We start from the raw sequence: 21,512 nt of genomic DNA, 5'->3' as shown, positions 1-21,512 counted from the left end.
CGGCGCGACCGCAAAGCGGCCGCGGTTCCCTTGCATACCCTGCATGGCCCAGGCCCTCCTGGCGCGGACCCCGGTATCACTCGGTTCCCGGCGCATGAGGACGGCTCTCGGCGCGCCCCACCGGGTCAGCGCTACCAGGCGGCAGAAAGGCAAGGGCCGTGCCAGAGAATTACACGGCCACGGTCACCGACAAGCGCCCCGGATACGGACAGCTGCTGCGCACCCGCGGCGCCTGGACGTTCCTGCTCCCCGGCTTCGCCGCCCGGCAGCCGTTCGCGATGCTCACCATCTCGACGGTCCTGCTCGTGCAGCACACCACCGGCTCGTACGGCACCGCCGGCGCCGTCTCCGCCACCACCGGCGTCTCCATGGCGCTGTTCGCCCCCTTCACGGGCAAGCTCGCCGACCGCTTCGGGCAGCGCGCCGTCCTCGTGCCCGGCGTCCTGCTGCACACGGCGTCCGTGCTCCTGCTGACGCTGCTCGCGCTCAGCGGCGCCCCCTTGTGGGCCCTGTTCGTCGCGGCGGTCCCGACCGGCGCCTCCACCCCGCAGATCGGGCCCATGGTGCGGGCCCGCTGGGGCGTCAAGCTCCAGGGCTCGCCCCTGATGACCACGGCCGCCGCCTTCGAGTCGGTCACGGACGAGTTCACGTTCGTGCTCGGCCCGCTGTTCGCGACCGCCCTGTGCACCGGCGTGCACCCCGCCGCCGGTCTCGTCACGGAAGCGTCCCTGACGCTTGTGGGCGGCCTCCTGTTCGCCGCGCAGCGCGGCACGCAGCCCCGGCCCTCGCGGTCCACCGGCGACGTCCACGCACGCGTGGAGCACGTTTCCGCGCTGCGCGTCCCCGGAGTGCGTGTCCTGATCGTGGCGTTCCTCGGCATCGGCTCCGTCTTCGGCGGCATGCAGGTCGCCCTGGCCGCCTTCACCGAGTCGATCGGCGAGCCCGGCCTGAACGGTGTCCTGTACGGGACGTTCGCCGCGGGCAACATGCTCTCCGGCATCGTCTGCGGAGCCGTCGCCTGGAAGATCGCGCCCCAGCGCCGCCTCCTGCTCGCCTACACCGCCCTCGCCGTGACCGCCTCCGGCCTCTGGGCCGCGCAGTCCGTGCTCCTGCTCGCCGGGATCGGCCTGCTGGTGGGCACGTGCATCGCCCCGGCCCTGATCACCGGCTACACGCTCGTCGAGAAGCTGGTCCCCCCGACCGCCCGCACCGAGGCCTTCACCTGGCTCACGGGCGCGGTCGCGCTCGGCCAGGCAGCGGCCGTCACGGTCGCCGGCCAGCTGGAGGACCGCCTCTGGGACGGCGCCGGATTCCTCGTCCCGATGGGCGGCACGGTGCTCGCCCTGCTGATCCTGGCGACCCTGCGATCCCGTCTCGTCCCGCCGTCGACAGGCCTGACCGTGGCGCGTGGCGTCGGTCACCGAGTGCCCGTGTCAGTGGACTGATCTCGCGGAATACGTCACTATGGATTGTCGTTAGCACTCATCGAGTGAGAGTGCCAGGAGGAAGCAAGTGCCGACGTACCAGTACCAGTGCACCGAATGCGGCGAGGGCCTCGAGGCGGTGCAGAAGTTCACCGATGACGCCCTGACCGTGTGCCCCAGCTGCGACGGACGCCTCAAGAAGGTGTTCTCGGCGGTCGGCATCGTCTTCAAGGGATCGGGCTTCTACCGCAACGACAGCCGCGGCTCCTCGTCGAGCAGCTCGCCGGCGTCGTCGGCCGCGAAGTCGACCTCGGACACGAAGTCTTCGTCCTCGGACGCCAAGTCGTCCGGGTCGTCGTCCTCCACGTCGACGTCCTCGGCCTCCACTTCGTCTTCTTCGAGCTCGTCCTCGAGCTCTTCCGCCGCGTAAGGCCGCTCGGCCCCTTCGGTCACGTTCTTACGGAACCCTGTCGTCCTTCGACGACGGGGTTTTCGGCGTTCCCGGGCGGATACTGTGCCGGACATGGCGAATACAGTTCCGGGCACGGCTAACACGGCGAACACACGGGTCACGGCCGAGATCGGCGTCATCGGCGGCTCAGGCTTCTACTCGTTCCTGGACGACGTGACCGAGGTCCAGGTCGACACCCCTTACGGAGCGCCGAGCGACTCGCTCTTCCTCGGCGAGATCGCGGGCCGCAAGGTCGCCTTTCTGCCCCGCCACGGCCGCGGCCACCATCTGCCGCCGCACCGCATCAACTACCGCGCCAACCTCTGGGCCCTGCGCTCCGTGGGCGTCCGGCAGGTCCTCGGCCCGTGCGCCGTGGGCGGCCTTCGGCCCGAGTTCGGACCGGGGACGCTCCTGGTGCCGGACCAGTTCGTGGACCGGACGAAGGCCCGTGCGCAGACGTACTTCGACGGGGAGCCGCTGGCGGACGGGACCGTGCCGAACGTGGTGCACGTGTCGCCCGCCGACCCGTACTGCCCTGCCGGACGCCGGGTCGCCGTGAAGGCTGCGCGCGGCCTCGACTGGGAGCCGGTGGACGGCGGGACGCTGGTGGTCGTCGAGGGGCCGCGGTTCTCGACCCGCGCCGAGTCCCGCTGGCATGCCGCCCAGGGCTGGTCGGTGGTTGGCATGACCGGCCACCCCGAGGCGATGCTCGCCCGTGAACTCGAGCTCTGCTACACGTCGTTGACCCTGGTCACCGACCTCGACGCGGGCGCCGACGCCGGCGAGGGCGTGTCGCACGACGACGTCCTCCAGGTCTTCGCCGCGAATGTGGACCGGCTGCGGACGGTGCTCTTCGACGCCGTGGCGGGGCTGCCTGCGGAGGGCGAGCGGGACTGCCTGTGCGTGAGGGCGCTCGGGGGGATGGATCCGGGGATCGTGCTGCCGTAGCCGCGTGCTGAGAGGTGCTCACCGGTGTCGGCTGGTGCTGACCAGTATTCACCAGAGCTGCCCGGTGCTGAACTTCGCCTTCGGGTGAGGGAGTTGTCCACAACCGGCGAGTAGTGCACGGGGCTCAGCGGGAATCGGCGCGGGCCTGGATCGTGGAACGCGAGGCGAGCTTTCGAGCTTGCGCGTTCCGAGGCTCTTCGATGCTGTCCGATGCCTCTCGATCCAGGTGGTGGTCGCCCATGTCCCCGTTCAGCACTCCCCCGACGTGCGAGGTCCCGCATTTCGCGCCGCTGCGGGTGCGCGCTGGGCGGTGGCGGCCACGGCGTGCGGGCCGGCACCGGCGGCGGGCGGTCGCTGCGGGTCTCGCCGTGACGGCGGCGGTGCTGGTGGCCGCGGGCCCGTCGGGGGCGGGGTCCACCGGTTCCGAGTCCTCCGGTTCCGCCTCTGCCGGTGCGGGCCCCTCGGGCTCCGAGTCCTCGGGCTCCGGACGGGAGCGGGTGCGGCGATCGGTCGTGACGGTGTCCGCGCCGGTGCGCATCGCGGACGCGGCGGCGGTGCGGCTGCTGCGGCCCGGTGACCGGGTCGACGTCGTCGCGGCGGGCTCGGGAGCCGGCGCCGACGATGGGCAGGGACCCGGGGGTCAGGGCGGCAGGGTCGTGGCGGCGGGGGCGCGGGTCAGTTCCGTGCCGGATTCCGCGGAGTCCGCGGAGTCAGCCGGCGAAGTCGCCGCGGCGGGCGGTGCTCTCGTCGTCCTGTCCGTGCCTCGAGAGACGGCGGCGCGGCTGGCCGGGGCCGGTGCCACCTCGCGGCTGGCGGTGACCCTGTGGTGACCATTTCCGGGTGCCCGGGCGGGCCGGTCCGCAGGGTTTCGAAGTCAAGTCCCTCGTTCGAGTCAGCGAATTGGACAGGCCCGCCAAGCGCTGCCGTAGGTTGCGGAACTGTTTGCTCCACATCCTGCACAAGTGAAAAGAGGCCTTCTGGTGAGCGAGAAGAAGCAGCCGAGTCTGTGGGAGGGCTTCAAGGCCTTCTTGATGCGCGGCAATGTGATCGACCTTGCGGTCGCCGTCGTCATCGGAGCCGCATTCACCAACATCGTGAACTCCGTCGTGAAGGGCGTCATCAACCCCCTGGTCGGCGCGTTCGGCACGAAGGACCTGAACGGCTACACGTCGTGCCTGAAGGGCACCTGCCCGGGCGACGACGGCATCGATCCTGTGGGGCTCGGTGCTCAGCGCCACTCTCACGTTCCTGATCACGGCCGCGGTCGTGTACTTCCTGATGGTGCTGCCGATGGCCAAGTACCTCGCCAAGAAGGCGGCCCGGGATGCCGCGAAAGAAGGCGCCGCGGAGGTCGTGGAGCTGTCCGAGCTGGAGGTCCTGAAGGAGATCCGCGACGCCCTGGTGGCGCAGCGCGGCTCCGGACACAGCGAGCCCTAGGGCGGCTCAGAGGTGGTGGGGTGGCTTCTCGTCGAGGAAGCGTGCCAGGTCGGCGGCGCTGTCACCGCCGGCGGGGGGTCGCTCGCCCCACCCTCGGTCCGTGTCGTCCGAGGACTGCGTGCTCAGCGGATCGTCGAAGACCAGCGCGCTCTTCGGATCGCGCGGTTCGGGGGCAGGGGCGGTGCTCATACCCCCAGCGTACGTCCGTCGGGCGGCTGGGCGCGGGGAGCAGGGGCATGGCTCAGGGGCGGGGTGCAGGGGTGCAGCGCGGCGGGTGCAGGGGTGCGGGCCGTTCGGGTCGTGGGGTCAGCTGGGTGATTCGGCGCTCTTGCGGGCGTAGGACCACCGGCAGAGGCCGATGCACGTGACGTAGAAGCCCACGAAGCACCACAGGTGGCTGGTCACGGCGAAGTTCGCGGACGTCGCGGGTGGGCGTCGTGCCGCGCTCACCGTCGCCGTGGGCGTGAACCTGACGCCCGCAGGGCGTGCGCGGAGGCGGACCCGGGGCCCAACTCACGTGATACGGATGCCGTATGACGACGCCCACGCGCAATGCCCTGACCGATGTCGCCGGCCTGCGGGTCGGTCACGCCACCCGCGCCGGCGAGGGCGGCTGGCTGACCGGGACGACGGTGGTGCTCGCGCCCGAGGGCGGGATGACCGCCGCCGTGGACGTGCGAGGCGGCGGCCCGGGCACGAAGGAGACGGACGCGCTCGACCCGCGCAATGTGGTCCGGCGCATCGACGCCGTGACCCTGACGGGCGGCAGCGCCTACGGCCTGGACGCCGCGTCGGGTGTCATGGCATGGCTGGAGGAACAGGGCCGGGGCGTACGGGTGGGGGCCGGGCCGCGCGAGGTGGTGCCGGTCGTCCCCGCCGCGTGCGTCTTCGATCTGGGGCGCGGCGGGGCGTTCCGGGCCAGGCCCGACGCGGCGACGGGCCGCGCGGCGGTCGAGGCGGCGGCCGCTTCCGCGCCGGGCTCACCTGTCGCGGAAGGATCGGTGGGCGCGGGCACGGGCGCGGTGATCGGCGGGCTGAAGGGCGGAGTGGGCACGGCGAGCACGGTGCTCGACTCGGGGGTGACCGTCGCGGCGCTGGTCGTGGCCAACGCGGTGGGCTCCGCGGTCGATCCGGCGACGGGCGCGCTCTACGGACGGCTCTTCGGCCCGGACCCCGCCGACGAGCGGGACGGCGGACCCCACCCGCGCTCGGACCCGTATCCGTACCCCTCGCCACAGGCGCACGCGGCGGCGCGGGAACGGATCGCGCGGATCAAGGAGGAGGCCGCCGGACAGGCGCCGCCGATGAACACCACGCTCGCCGTCGTCGCCACGGACGCGGTGCTCACCCGTTCCCAGGCGCACAAGCTCGCGGGCACCTCGCACGACGGCATAGCGCGCGCCGTCCGTCCGGTGCACCTCCTCAACGACGGGGACACCGTCTTCGCCGTCGCGACCGGCACGCGCCCCCTCGACGAGGCCAACCCTCTCGCGCTGAACGACATCCTCGCGGCGGGCGCGGACATGGTGACGCGGGCGATCGTGCGGGCGGTGCTCGCGGCGGAGTCGGTGCGGGGGCCGGGCGGGACGTACCTCTCGTACGGGGATCTGTACGGGAGTTGAGGCACGGGGCGCCCACCACACGGGCGCGCGCCGAGGCGCACGGACACACGCCCCACGGAGCACGTGGCTCACGGAACTCATGGCTCACGAAGCCCAGGATTCACGTAGCGCCCGGCCCGCCCGGTTCCTGGCGTGACCTGTGTCTCCGTTCACACCGTCCCGCAGGAACCTTTCCGGTCAGTTCGCCCTCTCTACACACACTGGAGTAACTGACAGATCATGGAGCATCTCGTGACAACCCAGGACACAGCCGCGCACCAGCAGCACCCCCGGCAGCCCGAGCGGGGCCGCAGGCGTACCGCGCGGCAGGTCTTGGTGGCGACAGCCGCGGTCGCCGTCGGCGCGCTCGCCCTCACCGCCTGCGGCGGCAGCGCCGACGCGGAGAACTCCGACGGCAAGAACGGCGCCTCCAAGGGCAAGGGCTCGTCCGCCGCGCAGATCACGATCTCGGCCAAGGACGGTTCGACGGGGGCGTCCATCAACGCGACGGGCGTGAAGGTCAAGTCCGGCAAGCTCACCGACGTGAAGATGACGCAGCCCGACAGCGGGAAGACCGTGCCGGGTTCCCTCACCGCCAACGGCTCGGCATGGAAGCCCGAGGAACAGCTCGAGCGCGGGACGAAGTACCGCATCTCGGCCACCGCCCAGGATTCCGACGGCCGCACCGCCGCCGCCAACTCGATCTTCACGACGGTCACCACGTCGGGCAGCTTCATCGGCACGTACACGCCGGACGGCGGCACCACCGTCGGCGTCGGCATGCCGGTGTCGTTCACCTTCGACAAGGCGATCACGAACAAGAAGACCGTGCAGTCGCACATCACGGTCTCCTCCAGCAGCGGCCAGCGGATCGTGGGCCACTGGTTCGGCGCGCAGCGGCTCGACTTCCGCCCCGAGGAGTACTGGAAGGCCGGTTCCAAGGTCACGATGAAGATCGACCTGGACGGCGTGCAGGGCGCGAACGGCGTGACGGGCGTCCAGAACAAGACCGTCAGCTTCACCGTGGGCCGCTCCCAGGTCTCCACGGTCGACGTCAACACCCAGACGATGACGGTCGTGCGGGACGGCAAGACGGTCAAGTCGATCCCGATCTCGGCCGGCAGCGCGCAGCACACGACGTACAACGGGCAGATGGTCATCTCCGAGAAGTTCGTGCAGACCCGGATGAACGGGTCGACGGTCGGCTTCGGCGGCGAGTACGACATCCCCGATGTCCCGCACGCGATGCGCCTGTCCTCGTCCGGCACGTTCATCCACGGCAACTACTGGTACCCGAAGGGCAATCCGCCCTTCGGCCGTTCCGGCACCAGCCACGGGTGCATCGGCCTCGCGGACGTCCAGGGCGCGGGCGGCGCGACGATCGCCAAGTGGTTCTACGACAACTCGCTCGTCGGCGACGTGGTGACCGTCAAGCACTCCCCCGACACGACCATCGCGCCCGACAACGGCCTCAACGGCTGGAACATGTCGTGGAGCCAGTGGACGGCGGGCAGCGCCGTCTGACGCGCTCATCAGGACGGGCCGCGCGGGAACTTCTCCGCGCGGCCCGTTCGTTTCTGATTTCGAGGACATGATGTCCGACCTAGGGGCTACGGTATGCACCCACAAGGTGACATGTAGCAACGCCAGGAGATGCCTTGAGCGTTCCGTACGACACCGCAGCGTACGAGCCACCCGAGTCGCACGAGTCGCATCAGCCGGACGGCACGCACCAGCCGGATGAGCACCTCGGGCGCCTGCTGGGCCGGGCCCTGAACTCCTTCGAGCTGCCCGACGAGGCCCTCGCCCGCCTCGACTGCGCGCTCGCGTACGACAGTTCGCTGCACTCCGCACACCACAGCGCGGGCCTGCACCGCGAGACGTACCGGCACACGTGGCTGCTCGCGGACGGCAGTGCCCTCACCCTGTGGGAGCTCGTCCACAACACGATGCCCGAGCGGGGGACCCAGCACGAGGTGTACACGTCGGAGGAGGACCTCCACCTGGCGACCGACCGCCTCCCGCTGCCCCGCGAGGCCGCGCCCGACTTCGAGCTGCCGCTCCCGCTCCAGCTCCCGTCGATCCCCGAGCCGCGCCGCAGTTACGCGGCCGACGACTCGGCGGACCACGCCCGCCGCCTGCTGCGCCGCGCGGAGAACGAGGACCGCCCGGGACCCGACACGGCCCGACTCCTGCACACCGCGTACGCGCACCAGATCACGCAGGCTTTCGGCCGCCCGCGCCTCGGCTTCACGCTGTACGAGCACGCGTTCCTGCTGGACGACGGCAGCGAGATCAGTCTCTGGGAGATCGAGCACACGGCGACGCCGGACGGCCGTCACATGTGCGAGGTGTACGCCACGCAGGACGAGGCCCGCGCGGCGATGCAGCGCCGCGCCGCCGACCGCTCCCGCCCCAGCTGCGGCTAGCTCTGCCAGCGCCGGCCGCGGACCGCGGGCCGGCGACTAACGGCGGCTGAACTGTCGCACCAGGCCCGCGAACGCGTCGCGCTCGTCCGGCGTCAGCGGCACGGACTCCTGGGCGGGCGGACCACCCTGGACCGGCAGCGAGGCGAGGGGCTGCTCGGCGCCCCAGCCCACATGGCGCACCAGCCGGACGAGACCGACCACCCACACCACGGTGGCGGCCCCGAGGAACGCCACCCCTATCTGCTGGAAGTACGACAGGTGTTCAGGCATGGGCCCAGTCAACACCACGCTCCGGAACTTTGACCCCGGACCGTGACGTATCTCGCATGAGCGGACAGTTCGGAACTGTCCGCTCATGCGACAACCGGTGTCTCCTTCTCCTCTTCCTTCTCGACGATCGTGGTGGGGCACAGGAATGGGTGCCGATCAGCAGAACCACGAGGATGCCGTCGCGCGCGGCGCGCAGGGTGCAGCCGACGGTGACGGACAGGGCGCCGGTGGCCGCGCCCCCATCGAGGCGGGTATGACGCGCAGGGGCCCGTCGCGGCGAACGGGATCGCGCCCTCGGGATGAACGAGGTCCAGAAAAACTCCAGCAAGGGCCTTTACGCGCTCTGGAGCTCCTGGACCTATAAGGCAATGCTTATTCGGAATAATGCTCTCGAAGGAGTATCCGGCAGCGCGTAAATGCTGGTTCAACAAAATATAGGTTGCCTAGGCACACTTCCATGCAGAGGCCAGCCAGACGTTTCGAGGGGAGCCTCCTTCGAAGTGGTGCGGAGAGCGGACCACTTCGGTCTTGGTGCCTCACGTCTGGTCGGGGAAACCAGGTGCAGGACGCGCTCCCCATGCTTCTCCCGGAAGCCGGACCCGTGTTTTCGGCAGATCACCAGGCTGGTCGTCGCAGCGACCTGTGGGGTCACGACATCCGCATCTGCTGTTTCACAGAGTGAGGCCGGCCGCCGCCCGCAGAATCGCATCGACAGGACGGGGAGCAGCTGGATGCTGCCGTTGCGGTGCCCGTCGGCCGGAACTGCGCTCATACACAGGGCGGACCACGCTGCAAGCTGCGTTGGCGTCGCGCCGGGGCTAATGTGAGTGTATGGCCAGCGCCATGGCCGATATGGGCAGGGCAGGCGTCGGGCAAGCGGTCGCCGAAGGCTCCCCGACCTGGGGATATCCCTGTTCTCGCGCGACCGGATGCCATGGCGGGGAGAGCCGATGAAGCCATCTGCATTCTCCTGCACGACAAATCCAACTGAGTAGGCGGCGGATGTCGTACGGGATGTTCACTCGAGTGGTCGAGCCGCAACGTCTGGACTAGGCTGGAAATGTGAGTGGCAGTCAAGCGAATGTCTGGAGTTAATTGCTCCCGAGGGTGTGATTCCACATCTCGAAGAATCGCTTTCCCCGCGGCACTCCACTTGAGGATCGGGTTCTCAGAAGGATCCTCGAGCCATGGTCAGTGCTCGCCCAGCACGCACTGCGCACAGCCGGGGGTTTTCATCGTGCTGCCCGCCACAACAGTGGCTTCGGCTGGTGCGGACCATCCTCTGGAGCACAGTGCGGTTGTGTATGCCCTGGGCAGGTCGCAGCCACCCACCCCAGATCCCTATTCGGCGTCCTCGCCAACTCCTCCGGGAGGAGGTAACCCGGCTTGAACCTCTCAGCGTCGAATATTCACCGAGCGAATATTCGGGCACTCAATGTTTAGGCGAAATGCCGGCCGCCCAATGGGACGGTTCACCTGGTTGGAAACCGAGGGCGAGGTCTCCCATGTTCATTGCTCGAAACCGGATCACGCGTATCGCAGGGGCCTCCTGCGCCGCGGCGCTGCTCTCTGCAACAGTTGGCGTAGCCAGCGCAGAGGCTGTGTCCACGACCCAGGTCCCTGCAATTGCGCACCAACAGAACACCCCCAACACCCCCAACACACCGGGCGGTGATGGCGGAGGCAACACCCCCAACACTCCCAACACCCCGAACACACCGGGCGGTGGCGTCGGAGCCAACACACCGAACACCCCGAACACACCGGGCGGCGGTGGCGGAACCAACACCCCGAACACCCCCAACACCCCGAACACACCGGGCGGTGGCGTCGGAGCCAACACACCGAACACCCCGAACACACCGGGCGGCGGTGGCGGAACCAACACCCCGAACACCCCCAACACCCCGAACACACCGGGTAGGGGCACAGTCAACACCCCCAACACCCCGAACACTCCAAACACCCCGGGTAGGGGCCGAGTGAACACCCCCAACACCCCCAACACCCCGAACACCCCGGGTGGCAGGAACAGGTTCACACCCAACACCCCCAACACCCCCAACACCCCGGGTGGCAGGAACAGGTTCACACCCAACACCCCCAACACCCCCAACACCCCGGGTGGCAGGAACAGGTTCACACCCAACACCCCCAACACCCCCAACACCCCGGGTGGCAGGAACAGGTTCACACCCAACACCCCCAACACCCCCAACACCCCGGGGCGCGGAGTCAACACTCCGAACACTCCCAACACCCCCAACACACCGGGTGGCAGGGGCGGAGTGAACACTCCCAACACCCCGAACACCCCGGGCGGCGGAGTCAACACTCCGAACACGCCCAACACCCCCAACACACCGGGTGGCAGGGGCGGAGTGAACACTCCCAACACCCCGAACACCCCGGGCGGCGGAGTCAACACCCCGAACACGCCCAACACCCCCAACACACCGGGTGGCAGGGGCGGAGTGAACACTCCCAACACCCCGAACACCCCGGGCGGCGGAGTCAACACCCCGAACACGCCCAACACCCCCAACACACCGGGTGGCAGGGGCGGAGTCAACACTCCCAACACCCCGAACACCCCGGGCGGCGGAGTCAACACCCCGAACACGCCCAACACCCCCAACACACCGGGCGGTGGCGGCGGAGTCAACACTCCCAACACCCCGAACACCCCGGGCGGCGGAGTCAACACCCCGAACACGCCCAACACCCCCAACACACCGGGCGGTGGCGGCGGAGTCAACACTCCCAACACCCCGAACACCCCGGGCGGCGGAGTCAACACCCCGAACACGCCCAACACCCCCAACACACCGGGCGGTGGCGGCGGAGTCAACACCCCCAACACCCCGAACACCCCGGGCGGCGGAGTCAACACCCCGAACACGCCCAACACCCCCAACACACCGGGCGGCGGTGGCGGAGCCAACACCCCGAACACGCCCAACACTCCGGGTGGCGGAATGAACACGCCCAACACCCCCAACACCCCGAACACCCCGGTTTGACGCCACTGCAAGAAATAGAGATGGGGCAGCGCAGCAATCGCTTGCGCTGCCCCATCTTTACGACGTCAGGTCTCAGAGCAGCTGCCCCCCCGGCTGCAGCAGCGCGGTGAGCGCCCTCACGAGGCCCGGCGTGTTCGGCGTGTTCGGCGTGTTCGGCGTGTTCGGCGTGTTCGGCGTGTTCGGGGTGTTTGGCGTGTTCGGGGTGTTTGGCGTGTTCGGCGTGTTCGGCGTGTTCGGCGTGTTCGGCGTGTTCGGCGTGTTCGGCGTGTTCGGCGTGTTCGGCGTGTTGTGCTTCGCCTCATTCCCGGCACCATCATTCCCGGCGTCCCCAGACGGAGCAGCATCCACCCGTGCGCTTCCAGTCGACTGCTGCGCGAGCTGCGGAGTCTGGGGGGTCTGCGGGGTCTGGGGGGTCTGGGGGGTCTGCGGGGTCTGCGGGGTCTGCGGGGTCTGGGGGGTCTGGCCCCCCAGCAAACTGATCAAGTTCAGGTTGTAGGTCGGGCCGTTGTAGCTGTTCGTGGTGTCTGCATGAGCGACACCCATGCCTGCAACGGCGAAGCTCCCGACTGCGGCGACGGTGATTAGAACGTGCTGGATTCTACGCAAGGTTCTTCCCCTTGGATTCCGAGCTGTGCAAGCTCAAATATCGATGCAGGGCTGCATGACCGATAAAGACTCACATGCCGGAGGCTGGACCCCACCCAAGCGCTCAGTGTCGTCGCGAACATCACCCATTCATCGCTTTGAAATCTAACCCGGCATCCTGACGCCCGGGAAGTTGTCGGCGCCGGCCAGAGTGCCAGATGATCGCCCGATATGAATTGATTACTGGAATCATGAGTCGTGCGCCCGGCACCGCCGGCGAGTGTGGGATCAGGTCGCCCGCGGAGTCGGTGACGATGGCGATGGCGATGGCGATGACGATGACGATCTGGATATTCACTCCGTGCCGCCGTCTTGCCTTGCCGGAATTTTCCTGTTCGCAGCCGCCGGCACACCGCACTCCCGCCATGCGGAGCAAGAGTGGCCAACGAGACATCCGGCCAGATCAGTTGAGGCCTGAGGGCACCTTGAACCACTGTTTGAAGGCTCACCTGCACCCCCCGCCCACGACCGTCACCCGATCGGTGCGCACGTTGAGGTTCCTCACTGAAGATCGCGACGGATTCCAGGCGCCTCGCGCGTCTCCTGCCGGGGTGCGACGATGGAACAACTCCATTCACTCACACGCTTTTGGGGTGATGAGATGAAGAAGGCAGCGTTGCGGAGTGTCAGCATGGCCGCTGCGGTCTCCTGCTGTTTCGCGCTCGGTGAATGGAGCGCATCAGCGAGTGAGTCAGGTGCCCTGCCACAGAAGTCGCAGGCTGCACCGACGAAATCGAAGCTCAGGTGCTATGCGACGCGCAGCAGTCCGAACGCGATCGCCTGCTACCGGTTTTCAGCGAAGGCCGAGTTCAGGCACGGCGAAATGGTCTACGTACCCATTCTCATCCAGGTGCCCGCGCCGGCACAGCCGCCGTCCGTAACCATCGTCGACAGTCTGAACGACGTTCGGCCCGAGTGACACGGTTCGGGCCATGGGCCCAGCAGCGAAGGCCGTACAGGCAGAAGGGCCCGGCCTCCTCGCGGAGAACCGGGCCCCTCGGGGACATCTACCGTGCCTGCGGCACCTGGGGTCCCTACTGGCCCATCACATACTTGACCGTCGGGCCCGTGGTCCAGCCGCCGTCCACGGCGAGCTCGGCGCCGGTGACGTACGAGGAGTCGTCCGAGAGCAGGAACACGGCCGCCTTGGCGATCTCGTCCGCCTCGCCGACGCGGCCCATCGGGGTGTTCGGGTAGCCGCCGTCGCCCTGCGGGATGCCGAGCTGGGCCGTCATCGGGGTGTAGATCATGCCGGGGTGCACGGAGTTCACGCGGATCTTCGCCGCGCCCTGTTCGACTGCGGCGAGCTTGGTCAGGCCGCGCACGCCCCACTTGGAGGCGCCGTAGGAGCCGGTGAGGGCGAGGCCCATGAGGCCGGCGGCGGAGGAGATGTTGACGATGGAGCCGCCGCCGTTGTCCTTCATCGCGTTGATGGCCGTCTTCATGCCGATGAAGACGCCGGTGAGGTTGATGTCGAGGACCTTGCGGAAGTGCTCGACGGTCTCCGTCTCCAGGGGCTGGCCCGTGGAGATGCCCGCGTTGTTGACCAGGCCGTCCATCCCGCCGAACTCGGCGGTGGCGAACGCGGCGACGGCCGTCCAGTCCTCCTCCGACGTCACGTCGTGCCGCATGAATCGGGCGCGCTCGCCGAGCCCGGCGGCGAGGGCCTTGCCCTCGTCCTCCAGGACGTCGGTGACGACGACGTTGGCACCGGCCTCGACGGCGCGGCGCGCTGTCTCGGCGCCGATGCCGCGGGCTCCGCCGGTGATCAGGACGGTCTTGCCGGTGAGGTCGTTCATGGGTGCTCCAGTGGAAGTCGAGGGCGGAACAGGTGAGTTCAGGGGGTGCGGGCGCGGACGGGGCTAGGCCGGGGTCCACGGGAAGTCGCCGAGCGACGCGAGGCACCGTGCGGCGAGCGCCGCGGGCCCGAGCTCGCCGCCGGCCGGGGCGTCGCTCGCGGCCCAGGTCTCCACACCCACGCGAATGGCCGTGCAGGCGACCCCGGCGGCCATGCGCAGGGCGAGCGACGGGGGTACCCCCGTGTCACCCCCGCCCCCCACCCGCTCCTCGAGGACCGCCAGCAGCGTGGCTTCCGACGCGTGGCAGGCGGTGCCCCACACCGCTTGCAGCGCCGGGCTCTCCGCCGCCATGCGCAGCAGGGACCTGACCCACTCCAGGGATTCCACGTTCGCCGCGTCGTCCGCGGTGAGTGACCGGGCGACCGCGTGCCGCAGCGCCTCGGGCACGGAGAGTGCGGCCGGGGCGTCCCGCACGGCCTCCGCCCACTGCTGGGCTCCCGCGGCGAAGAGCGGGGCGACCGCTTCTTCCTTGGTCGCGAAGTAGCGGTAGAAGGTGCGCGGGGCGACCCCCGCGGCGCGGGCGATGTCCTCTGCGCGGGTGGCGCGCAGGCCGTCCTCCACGAAGAGCGCCGCCGCCGTGCGGGCGATGTCCAGGCGGGTGGCTGCCTTGCGTCGTTCCGTCAGCGTCTCAGTCGTCGAGCTACCGGGCATGAAGTCATAGTATGCCTATGTGGCAGAATCTGCCACCGATCTGGCGTGCGACCAAGGGGTGGGCGAGAGCAGTGCGGCGGCGACGTTTCCTTCTTCAGACGGCCGGGCTCGCCGGCGCCGCGGCCTACGGGCTCAGCGGCTGCGGTTCCGGCTCGTCGAAGTCCTCCCTCGACCTGATGGTGGCGAGCTACGACCAGAGCGTGGGTTCCTCGATCGGCGACCAGTGGGACCAGGTCGTCAAGGCGTACAAGAAGGTGAACCCGGACATCACGGTGCGCGTCGAACGGATTCCGTTCGCCAAGCTGGACCGGACCCTCGCCCAGCGGGTGAAGGACGGCAAGGCGCCCGACATCGCGCAGTCCAACGTCTTCGCGACGTTCGCCGACCAGCGCAAGCTGTACCCGGTGTCGGAGCTCTTCGACATCCCCACCCAGGCCGACTTCACGCAGTCGTTCGCCCAGGCGGGCACGGCGCACTACGTCCAGTACGGCATCCCGTTCATGGCGAGCACCCCGCGCCTCTTCTACAACACGACGCTCTTCGGGCGCGCGGGCATCTCCGCGCCCGGCTCGTGGGACGAACTGCGCTCCGCGGCAAAGGCGTTGAAGGCCATCGGCGTGAAGACGCCGTACGGGCTCCAGCTCGGCCCCGAGGCCGCCGAGGACGAGGCCCTCGCCTGGCTGCTGGCCGGCGGCGGCACCTACGCGGGCGTCACCGGCTACGACTTCGCGACCAACAGCAACATCGCGACGCTGACCTGGCTGCGCGACCGCCTCGTCGGCGAGGGCCTGGCCGGCGCCGCGCCCCAGCTCCTCGACCGGACGGCCGCGTACGAGCAGTTCCTGCGCGGGCAGATCGGCATGATGATCGCCCACCCGGTCCTGATGAACGCGGCCGACCAGGCGAAGGTCCCATACGCGCACGCAGCGTTCCCGCAGCGGGACGGGGGCGCGGCGGCACCGGTCGGGCTGAGCGACTGGCTGCTCGCGTTCAAGCAGAACGGCCGCAAGGCCGAGTGCGGCGAGTTCCTGACGTACCTCTACAGCCGTAAGTCGGCCCGTACGTACGGGGGCGGCCAGGCGGCGCTGCCCGTGACGGCGTCCGCGTCGGACTCCCTGCGCTCCGACCCGGCGCAGCGCCCGCTGTGGAAGTTCATCGACCAGATGCCGCGGGCGGAGTTCCAGCCGGTGAACCAGGCGTCCTGGCCCGACGTGCGGGCCGCGATCCGCGAGGACATCGGCTCGGCGGTCGTCCGGGGCGGCAACCCGCGCGCGGTGCTCCAGGCCCTGGACACGAAGGCGAGCCGCGCCGAGATGCGCACGTCCGGCTGAACGACGAGCCGAAACGAAACGAGGAGTGGGCGGTCCCCCGCGCCATTGCGCGGGGGACCGCCCACTCGAAGTCCCGTGGGAACTAGACCAGTTCCGGCGCCTTCTCCACCGTTCCGGCCTCCGGGTCCGCGTCCTGCGCGCCCCCTTCGACGTGCTGCGCGGGCCGCCCCGGCAGCGCGAACATCAGCAGGAAGATCACGGCGAGCACGCCGACGACGTACCACAGCGAGTTGCTGAACGCGTCGGTGAACGCCTGCCCGACCTCGGCCGGCGCGAGGTGGTCGCCGATCGTCCCGAAGAACACCACGGCGACCAGGCCGAGCCCGAGCGCCGTACCCATCTGCTGCGTGGTGTTGATCAGCCCGGACGCCGAACCGGCGTGCTCACGCGGCACGTCGGAGAGCACCGCGTCGGTCAGCGGGGCGACGATGAGGCCCATGCCGACCCCCATCACGACGAGCGGCAGCGCCATCTGCCAGGACGTGATCCCGGCGCCGTAACGCCCGGCCTCCCAGATGTAGATCAGCAGTCCGGCGATCATCGCCAGCGCGCCGGTCTGGAGCACCTTGCGACCGAACCTCGGCACGAGCTTCTGCACGGAGATCCCGGCCGCCGCCGACACGGCGATGGAGAACGGCACCCCGGTCAGGCCCGCGTGCAGCGCCGTCCACCCGAGGCCGACCTGCATGTACATCGTCCACACCAGGAAGAACACGCCGAGCGCGACACCGAAGACGACCTGCACGGCGACACCGGCCGCGAAGCTCTTCACCTTGAACAGCGACAGCTCGATCAGCGGCGAACCGTCGCGCCGCGTCTTGTACTTCTCGTACGCGACGAGCGCGCCGAACACGAGGACGCTGCAGCCCATCACGACGTGACCCCACACGGGCCAGCCCAGCTCGCGGCCGCGCGTCAGCGGGTAGATCAGCATGAGCAGACCGAGCGTGACCAGGACGACGCCGACGAGGTCGAGCTTGAGGGCGCGGGGCGCCTTGGACTCGCTGATGAACCTGCGGCCGAGGAGCAGTCCGGCGATGCCGACGGGCAGGTTGATCAGGAAGATCGGGCGCCATTCGAGACCGAACAGGTTCCACTCGGTGAGCAGCGCGCCGAGCAGCGGGCCCGAGACGGCGCCCAGGCCGACGATCATGCCGAAGAGGCCGAAGACCTTGCCGCGCTCCTCCGCGGGGAACGTGGCGTGCACGATCGACAGGACCTGCGGCACCATCATCGCGGCCATGCCGCCCTGGAGGATGCGCGAGGCGACCAGCATCTCGGGGTTCGCGGCGAAGCCGCAGAGCGCCGAGGCGAGCGTGAAGCCGGCGATCCCTATCAGGAAGAGCCGCTTGCGGCCGTAGATGTCGCCGAGCCGCCCGCCGGTGATCAGGCCCGCCGCGAACGCCAGCGCGTATCCGGCGGTGATCCACTGGATCTGGCTCACGGTGGCGCCCGCGTCGCGCTGGATGGACGGGATCGCGATATTGACGATCGTGACGTCGACCAGGTCCATGAAGGCGGCGGTCATCACGATGGCCAGGGCGAACCAGCGTCGCCTGTCGGGGGTGGTCACGGGTGAAGTCATAAGGGGAGACTAGGAGGCATGTAGGTCACACCGTGTCCTAGATGGCGCGCACCCTGGAATCTCCCGATAACGAATGCGCCGCGAAAGTCACGAGCGAGGGCGCCGCGAGCGGGACGGACACGATGACGGGACGCGAACGAGAGGGGACGCACCATGACCACCGACACCCCGGCACGGCTGCTTCAACTGCTCTCCCTGCTCCAGACCCCGCGCGAGTGGCCCGGCGGCGAGCTCGCCGCGCGCCTGAGCGTCTCCCGGCGCACGGTGCGCCGGGACGTGGACCGGCTGCGTGATCTCGGATATCCGGTGCAGGCGTCGATGGGCGCGGAGGGCGGCTACCGGCTGGTCGCGGGTAAGGCCCTGCCCCCGCTGGTCCTGGACGACGAGGAGGCGGTGGCGATCGCGGTCGGCCTGCGGGCCGGGGCGGGGCACGCCGTCGAGGGCGTGGAGGAGGCGTCCGTACGGGCCCTCGCCAAGCTGGAGCAGGTGCTGCCCTCGCGCCTGCGGCACCGGGTCTCCACGCTCCAGGCCGCCACGATGCCGCTGACCGGCGGGGACGGCGCGTCCATCGCGACGGAGACGCTCACGGTCCTCGCGTCGGCGACAGCGGGACAGGAGCGGCTGCGGTTCCGCTACCGCTCGGGCGACGGCACGGAGTCACGCCGTCTGACGGAGCCGTACCGGATGGTGTCGACGGGGCGGCGCTGGTATCTGGTGGCGTACGACATAGACCGGGACGACTGGCGCACCTTCCGCGTGGACCGGGTCGAGGAGCCGTTCGCCACAGGTGCGCGGTTCGCTCCGCGGGAGCTGCCCACAGGCGACGCGGCGGAGTATCTGCGGCGGTCCATGGCGGGGCGCGGCCGGCCCTCGTACGACATCGATGTGACGTTCGAAGCGCCGGCGGACTTCGTGGTGGCGCGGCTGCCCTCGGCGCTGGGCGCGCCCGAGGCGCAGCCCGACGGGACCTGCCGGCTGCGCGCGACGGCGACCGACTCGGTGGAATGGCTGGCGCTGCGGCTCGCGCTGGTGGACTGCGAGTTCACCGTGCACGGGCCGGACGAACTGGCGGTCTATCTCAGGGAGTTGAGCAGCCGTCTGGCCCGCGCCACGGACGGGCCGGTGGCATCCGGCCCGTCCGGCGCTTGAGGACTCGTGGCGCGGGGGTCCGGGGGCAGCGCCCCCGGGACCTCACGCGGCGGCATCGAACCCGGTGTCCCGCGCCAGCTTCTTCAGCTCGAGAAGGGCGTGCTTCTCGATCTGCCGGATCCGCTCGCGGGTCAGCCCGTGCTCCTTGCCGACCTCCGTGAGCGTGCGCTCACGGCCGTCGTCGATCCCGTACCGCATCTTGATGATGGACGCCGTGCGCTGGTCGAGGCGTCCGATGAGGTCGTCCAGCTCCTCGCTGCGCAGCAGCGTGAGGACGGACTGCTCGGGCGACACGGCGGACGTGTCCTCCAGGAGGTCGCCGAACTGGGTCTCGCCCTCGTCGTCCACCGGCATGTTCAGCGAGACCGGGTCGCGGGCCCAGTCCAGGACGTCGACGACGCGCTCGGGCTTGGATTCGAGCTCGGCGGCGATCTCCTCGGGCTCGGGATCCCGCCCGTTCTTCCGGTTGAACTCGCGCTGTACGCGCCGGATGCGGCCCAGTTCCTCCACCAGGTGGACGGGGAGCCGGATCGTGCGCGACTGGTCGGCTATCGAGCGCGTGATGGCCTGCCGGATCCACCACGTCGCGTATGTGGAGAACTTGAAGCCCTTGCGGTAGTCGAACTTCTCGACCGCGCGCACCAGGCCCGCGTTCCCCTCCTGGATGAGGTCGAGGAGCGGGAGACCGCTCCTCGGGTAACGGCGCGCGACGGCCACGACCAGGCGCAGATTGGACTTGATGAAGACGTCCTTGGCCCGCTCACTCGCGGCGACGAGCGCTTCGAGCTCCTCGCGGGACGCCTTGCCCGCGGCTTCGCTCTCCGCCTCGCCGTCGAGGATCTGCCGGGCGTACACGCCCGCCTCGATGGTCTGGGAAAGTTCGACTTCCTTGGCGGCGTCCAGCAGCGGTGTACGCGCGATCTCGTCGAGGTACATGCCGACCAGGTCGCGGTCGGCGATCTCGCCGCCTACGGCGCGAACACTGCGTGCGCCGTCGGTCTCGCCGGCGGCGGACTTACGACGGGCGACGGCACGGGTTGCCATGCGTGCTCCCTTGCGATGGTGGGCGGGGGCCTGCGGTGGACAGGTCCTGTGGTCCTGTGGTGCCCGGCACACCCTCCCGGGTGCCCTGCATCCGATGGAAACAACGACTGGAATCCGGACAGAATTCCCAACCGGACCATCGATTTTCGTGATCATGCAGTACCCTGTGCCACCACCGACCGGACACGGGGAGGTCCACAGCGTGACGGAGTCCACAGAAGTGCTGGTCAGGCCGGGCGGCGAAGCGGATCTCGACGCTCTCACCGACCTCTACAACCACTATGTGCGTGAGACGCCGATCACCTTTGACACGACCGTCTTCACCCCGCAGGAGCGCCGTCCGTGGCTGCTCTCCCACCTTGAAGACGGCCGGCACCTGCTGCTGGTTGCCCAGGAGCGCGATTCCGGCCGCATCCTCGGCTACGCGACCTCGGGCCCCTTCCGCGCGAAGGCGGCGTACGACACCTCGGTGGAGGTCAGCGTCTACTGCGCGCCCGACGCGGGCGGCCGCGGCATCGGCACCCTGCTCTACAAGGCGCTCTTCGAGGCACTCGCGGGCGAGGACGTCCACCGCGCGTACGCGGGCATCACCCAGCCGAACGACGCCTCGGTCCGCCTGCACACCCGCTTCGGCTTCACCTATGTCGGCACGTATCGCGAGGTCGGCCGCAAGTTCGACCGCTACTGGGACGTGGCCTGGTACGAGAAGCCGCTGAGCGGGCGCTGAGCGGCGCGGGCGGGTGCGCCTGCCCGTGCGGCTACGGCCGGCGGCCCCGGCCTCCGCCGCCCCGCACCCGACCACTCGCTAACCGAACTGCACCGACCGCTTCGCCAGCCCCATCCAGAACCCGTCGATGACGCTCCGCTGCGCGTCCAGCTCACCGGCCCGGTCCGCCGCACCCATCGCCACGAACAGCGGCGCGAAGTGTTCGGTCCGAGGGTGCGCGAGCGCACCCGCCGGGGACTTGTGGGTGAAGTCGAGCAGACCGTCCACGTCGCCGCTCTCCAGGGCACGGTGCCCCCAGTCGTCGAACTCCGCCGACCAGGCCGGGATCCCGCCCTGTCGCAGCGCGGCGAGGTTGTGCGTGAAGAAGCCCGAGCCGACGATCAGGACCCCCTCGTCACGCAGCGGCGCGAGCTTGCGCCCGATGTCCATCAGCTTCTGCGGGTCGAGCGTCGGCATGGAGATCTGCAGGACCGGGATGTCGGCTCCGGGGTACATCTCGACGAGCGGGACGTACGCGCCGTGGTCGAGGCCGCGGTCCGGGATGTCCTGGACCGGGGTGCCGGGCCCGCGCAGCAGCTTCCGTACGGAATCGGCCAGTTGGGGGGCGCCGGGGGCGTCGTACCGCACCTGGTAGTAGTGCTCGGGGAAGCCCCAGAAGTCGTACACGAGCGGCACGGTCTCGGTGGCGCCGAGGGCGAGCGGGGCCTCCTCCCAGTGCGCGGAGACCATCAGGATCGCCCTGGGGCGCGGCAGTTCGGCCGACCACGCGGCGAGCTGGCCGGTCCACAGGTCGTCGTCGGCGAGCGGCGGCGCGCCGTGGCTGAGATAGAGGGCGGGCATACGCATGGCGACACTCCTGGAGGACGTGACCCTGGATTACTTGAAGTCTCAAGCTATGGCTCCAGGATAGCTCCGGGTTGTTTAATCTTCAAGAAGGA

General features: G+C 69.6%; 21 protein-coding genes and 1 pseudogene. 13 read left to right on the top strand and 9 right to left on the bottom strand.

Features of this window, described 5'->3' with window-relative positions:
• Positions 1-158 precede the first annotated feature (158 nt).
• The 5 genes and pseudogenes from OHO83_RS26195 (at position 159) to mscL (ending at position 4,260) form a co-directional block, all read left to right on the top strand.
• The gene (locus tag OHO83_RS26195; protein WP_266671473.1) at positions 159-1,445 is read left to right on the top strand and encodes an MFS transporter; all 1,287 of its coding nucleotides are present in this window, start codon (positions 159-161) and stop codon (positions 1,443-1,445) included.
• A gap of 67 nt (positions 1,446-1,512) precedes the next feature.
• Positions 1,513-1,854 (top strand): FmdB family zinc ribbon protein, encoded by a 342-nt coding sequence (locus OHO83_RS26190; RefSeq protein WP_266671474.1) that lies wholly within the window; start codon positions 1,513-1,515, stop codon positions 1,852-1,854.
• 93 nt (positions 1,855-1,947) lie between these two features.
• On the top strand, positions 1,948-2,823 hold the full coding sequence (locus OHO83_RS26185) for an S-methyl-5'-thioadenosine phosphorylase (protein WP_266671475.1): 876 nt from the start codon (positions 1,948-1,950) through the stop codon (positions 2,821-2,823).
• A gap of 239 nt (positions 2,824-3,062) precedes the next feature.
• Positions 3,063-3,653, top strand: coding sequence for an RcpC/CpaB family pilus assembly protein (locus OHO83_RS26180; RefSeq protein WP_266671476.1), 591 nt, complete (start codon positions 3,063-3,065; stop codon positions 3,651-3,653).
• A gap of 150 nt (positions 3,654-3,803) precedes the next feature.
• A pseudogene (gene mscL, locus OHO83_RS26175) lies at positions 3,804-4,260 on the top strand (large conductance mechanosensitive channel protein MscL).
• 6 nt (positions 4,261-4,266) lie between these two features.
• On the opposite strand, the gene OHO83_RS26170 reads toward mscL, so the two are convergent.
• Positions 4,267-4,449: a hypothetical protein gene (locus tag OHO83_RS26170; RefSeq protein ID WP_266671477.1), complete on the bottom strand. Its 183-nt coding sequence runs from the start codon at positions 4,447-4,449 to the stop codon at positions 4,267-4,269.
• A gap of 344 nt (positions 4,450-4,793) precedes the next feature.
• Between OHO83_RS26170 and OHO83_RS26165 the strand changes: the two genes are divergently transcribed.
• The 3 genes from OHO83_RS26165 (at position 4,794) to OHO83_RS26155 (ending at position 8,290) form a co-directional block, all read left to right on the top strand.
• Complete coding sequence (locus OHO83_RS26165) at positions 4,794-5,882, top strand: P1 family peptidase (RefSeq protein ID WP_266671479.1); 1,089 nt, start codon at positions 4,794-4,796, stop codon at positions 5,880-5,882.
• Between the two features lie 219 nt (positions 5,883-6,101).
• Positions 6,102-7,385 (top strand): L,D-transpeptidase, encoded by a 1,284-nt coding sequence (locus OHO83_RS26160; RefSeq protein WP_389568437.1) that lies wholly within the window; start codon positions 6,102-6,104, stop codon positions 7,383-7,385.
• Between the two features lie 134 nt (positions 7,386-7,519).
• Complete coding sequence (locus tag OHO83_RS26155) at positions 7,520-8,290, top strand: DUF6227 family protein (protein WP_266671483.1); 771 nt, start codon at positions 7,520-7,522, stop codon at positions 8,288-8,290.
• A gap of 36 nt (positions 8,291-8,326) precedes the next feature.
• Here the strand turns inward: OHO83_RS26155 and OHO83_RS26150 are convergent, their stop codons facing one another.
• On the bottom strand, positions 8,327-8,560 hold the full coding sequence (locus tag OHO83_RS26150) for a hypothetical protein (RefSeq protein WP_266671485.1): 234 nt from the start codon (positions 8,558-8,560) through the stop codon (positions 8,327-8,329).
• 1,432 nt (positions 8,561-9,992) lie between these two features.
• Positions 9,993-11,546, bottom strand: a complete 1,554-nt coding sequence (locus tag OHO83_RS26145; RefSeq protein ID WP_330279792.1) for a hypothetical protein — start codon at positions 11,544-11,546, stop codon at positions 9,993-9,995.
• Positions 11,547-11,713: 167 nt separating this feature from the next.
• On the opposite strand from OHO83_RS26145, the gene OHO83_RS26140 reads away from it, so the two are divergent.
• Positions 11,714-12,079 (top strand): hypothetical protein, encoded by a 366-nt coding sequence (locus tag OHO83_RS26140; RefSeq protein WP_266671491.1) that lies wholly within the window; start codon positions 11,714-11,716, stop codon positions 12,077-12,079.
• Between the two features lie 231 nt (positions 12,080-12,310).
• Here OHO83_RS26140 and OHO83_RS26135 read toward each other — a convergent pair whose 3' ends face one another.
• Positions 12,311-12,526 (bottom strand): hypothetical protein, encoded by a 216-nt coding sequence (locus tag OHO83_RS26135; RefSeq protein ID WP_266671493.1) that lies wholly within the window; start codon positions 12,524-12,526, stop codon positions 12,311-12,313.
• Between the two features lie 303 nt (positions 12,527-12,829).
• Between OHO83_RS26135 and OHO83_RS26130 the strand changes: the two genes are divergently transcribed.
• Complete coding sequence (locus OHO83_RS26130) at positions 12,830-13,147, top strand: hypothetical protein (protein WP_266671495.1); 318 nt, start codon at positions 12,830-12,832, stop codon at positions 13,145-13,147.
• Between the two features lie 115 nt (positions 13,148-13,262).
• Here the strand turns inward: OHO83_RS26130 and OHO83_RS26125 are convergent, their stop codons facing one another.
• Together OHO83_RS26125 and OHO83_RS26120 are read right to left on the bottom strand one after the other, a co-directional pair.
• Complete coding sequence (locus OHO83_RS26125) at positions 13,263-14,027, bottom strand: glucose 1-dehydrogenase (RefSeq protein WP_266671497.1); 765 nt, start codon at positions 14,025-14,027, stop codon at positions 13,263-13,265.
• A gap of 63 nt (positions 14,028-14,090) precedes the next feature.
• Complete coding sequence (locus OHO83_RS26120; RefSeq protein ID WP_266671499.1) at positions 14,091-14,738, bottom strand: TetR family transcriptional regulator; 648 nt, start codon at positions 14,736-14,738, stop codon at positions 14,091-14,093.
• 71 nt (positions 14,739-14,809) lie between these two features.
• Here OHO83_RS26120 and OHO83_RS26115 point away from each other — a divergent pair, with 71 nt between their 5' ends.
• Complete coding sequence (locus OHO83_RS26115) at positions 14,810-16,069, top strand: extracellular solute-binding protein (protein ID WP_266671501.1); 1,260 nt, start codon at positions 14,810-14,812, stop codon at positions 16,067-16,069.
• A gap of 82 nt (positions 16,070-16,151) precedes the next feature.
• On the opposite strand, the gene OHO83_RS26110 is transcribed toward OHO83_RS26115, so the two are convergent.
• The gene (locus OHO83_RS26110) at positions 16,152-17,654 is read right to left on the bottom strand and encodes an MFS transporter (protein ID WP_266671503.1); all 1,503 of its coding nucleotides are present in this window, start codon (positions 17,652-17,654) and stop codon (positions 16,152-16,154) included.
• Positions 17,655-17,807: 153 nt separating this feature from the next.
• On the opposite strand from OHO83_RS26110, the gene OHO83_RS26105 reads away from it, so the two are divergent.
• Complete coding sequence (locus OHO83_RS26105; protein ID WP_266671505.1) at positions 17,808-18,803, top strand: helix-turn-helix transcriptional regulator; 996 nt, start codon at positions 17,808-17,810, stop codon at positions 18,801-18,803.
• Positions 18,804-18,845: 42 nt separating this feature from the next.
• Here OHO83_RS26105 and OHO83_RS26100 read toward each other — a convergent pair whose 3' ends face one another.
• Entirely contained in the window at positions 18,846-19,847 is a 1,002-nt protein-coding gene (locus tag OHO83_RS26100; protein WP_266671507.1) for a sigma-70 family RNA polymerase sigma factor, read from the bottom strand.
• Between the two features lie 154 nt (positions 19,848-20,001).
• Here OHO83_RS26100 and OHO83_RS26095 point away from each other — a divergent pair, with 154 nt between their 5' ends.
• Entirely contained in the window at positions 20,002-20,574 is a 573-nt protein-coding gene (locus tag OHO83_RS26095) for a GNAT family N-acetyltransferase (RefSeq protein WP_382475174.1), read from the top strand.
• A gap of 78 nt (positions 20,575-20,652) precedes the next feature.
• Here the strand turns inward: OHO83_RS26095 and OHO83_RS26090 are convergent, their stop codons facing one another.
• A complete protein-coding gene (locus OHO83_RS26090; protein ID WP_266676420.1) occupies positions 20,653-21,414 on the bottom strand; it encodes a dioxygenase family protein in 762 nt (253 codons plus the stop codon).
• Positions 21,415-21,512 lie beyond the last annotated feature (98 nt).

Origin of the sequence: Streptomyces sp. NBC_00569 (assembly GCF_036345255.1) — a bacterium.
Taxonomy (GTDB): domain Bacteria; phylum Actinomycetota; class Actinomycetes; order Streptomycetales; family Streptomycetaceae; genus Streptomyces.
Note: the sequence above shows the minus strand (reverse complement) of the source record. Positions and strands in the feature narration are given on the sequence as shown.

Excerpts from the sequence above, each read along its gene's own strand:
- OHO83_RS26185 (WP_266671475.1), top strand. The coding sequence starts at position 1,948 with ATGGCGAATACAGTTCCGGGCACGGCTAACACGGCGAACACACGGGTC.
- OHO83_RS26180 (WP_266671476.1), top strand. The coding sequence starts at position 3,063 with ATGTCCCCGTTCAGCACTCCCCCGACGTGCGAGGTCCCGCATTTCGCG.
- OHO83_RS26170 (WP_266671477.1), bottom strand. The coding sequence starts at position 4,449 with ATGAGCACCGCCCCTGCCCCCGAACCGCGCGATCCGAAGAGCGCGCTG.
- OHO83_RS26165 (WP_266671479.1), top strand. The coding sequence starts at position 4,794 with ATGACGACGCCCACGCGCAATGCCCTGACCGATGTCGCCGGCCTGCGG.
- OHO83_RS26160 (WP_389568437.1), top strand. The coding sequence starts at position 6,102 with ATGGAGCATCTCGTGACAACCCAGGACACAGCCGCGCACCAGCAGCAC.
- OHO83_RS26150 (WP_266671485.1), bottom strand. The coding sequence starts at position 8,560 with ATGCCTGAACACCTGTCGTACTTCCAGCAGATAGGGGTGGCGTTCCTC.
- OHO83_RS26130 (WP_266671495.1), top strand. The coding sequence starts at position 12,830 with ATGAAGAAGGCAGCGTTGCGGAGTGTCAGCATGGCCGCTGCGGTCTCC.
- OHO83_RS26125 (WP_266671497.1), bottom strand. The coding sequence starts at position 14,027 with ATGAACGACCTCACCGGCAAGACCGTCCTGATCACCGGCGGAGCCCGC.
- OHO83_RS26120 (WP_266671499.1), bottom strand. The coding sequence starts at position 14,738 with ATGCCCGGTAGCTCGACGACTGAGACGCTGACGGAACGACGCAAGGCA.
- OHO83_RS26110 (WP_266671503.1), bottom strand. The coding sequence starts at position 17,654 with ATGACTTCACCCGTGACCACCCCCGACAGGCGACGCTGGTTCGCCCTG.
- OHO83_RS26105 (WP_266671505.1), top strand. The coding sequence starts at position 17,808 with ATGACCACCGACACCCCGGCACGGCTGCTTCAACTGCTCTCCCTGCTC.
- OHO83_RS26100 (WP_266671507.1), bottom strand. The coding sequence starts at position 19,847 with ATGGCAACCCGTGCCGTCGCCCGTCGTAAGTCCGCCGCCGGCGAGACC.
- OHO83_RS26095 (WP_382475174.1), top strand. The coding sequence starts at position 20,002 with ATGCAGTACCCTGTGCCACCACCGACCGGACACGGGGAGGTCCACAGC.
- OHO83_RS26090 (WP_266676420.1), bottom strand. The coding sequence starts at position 21,414 with ATGCCCGCCCTCTATCTCAGCCACGGCGCGCCGCCGCTCGCCGACGAC.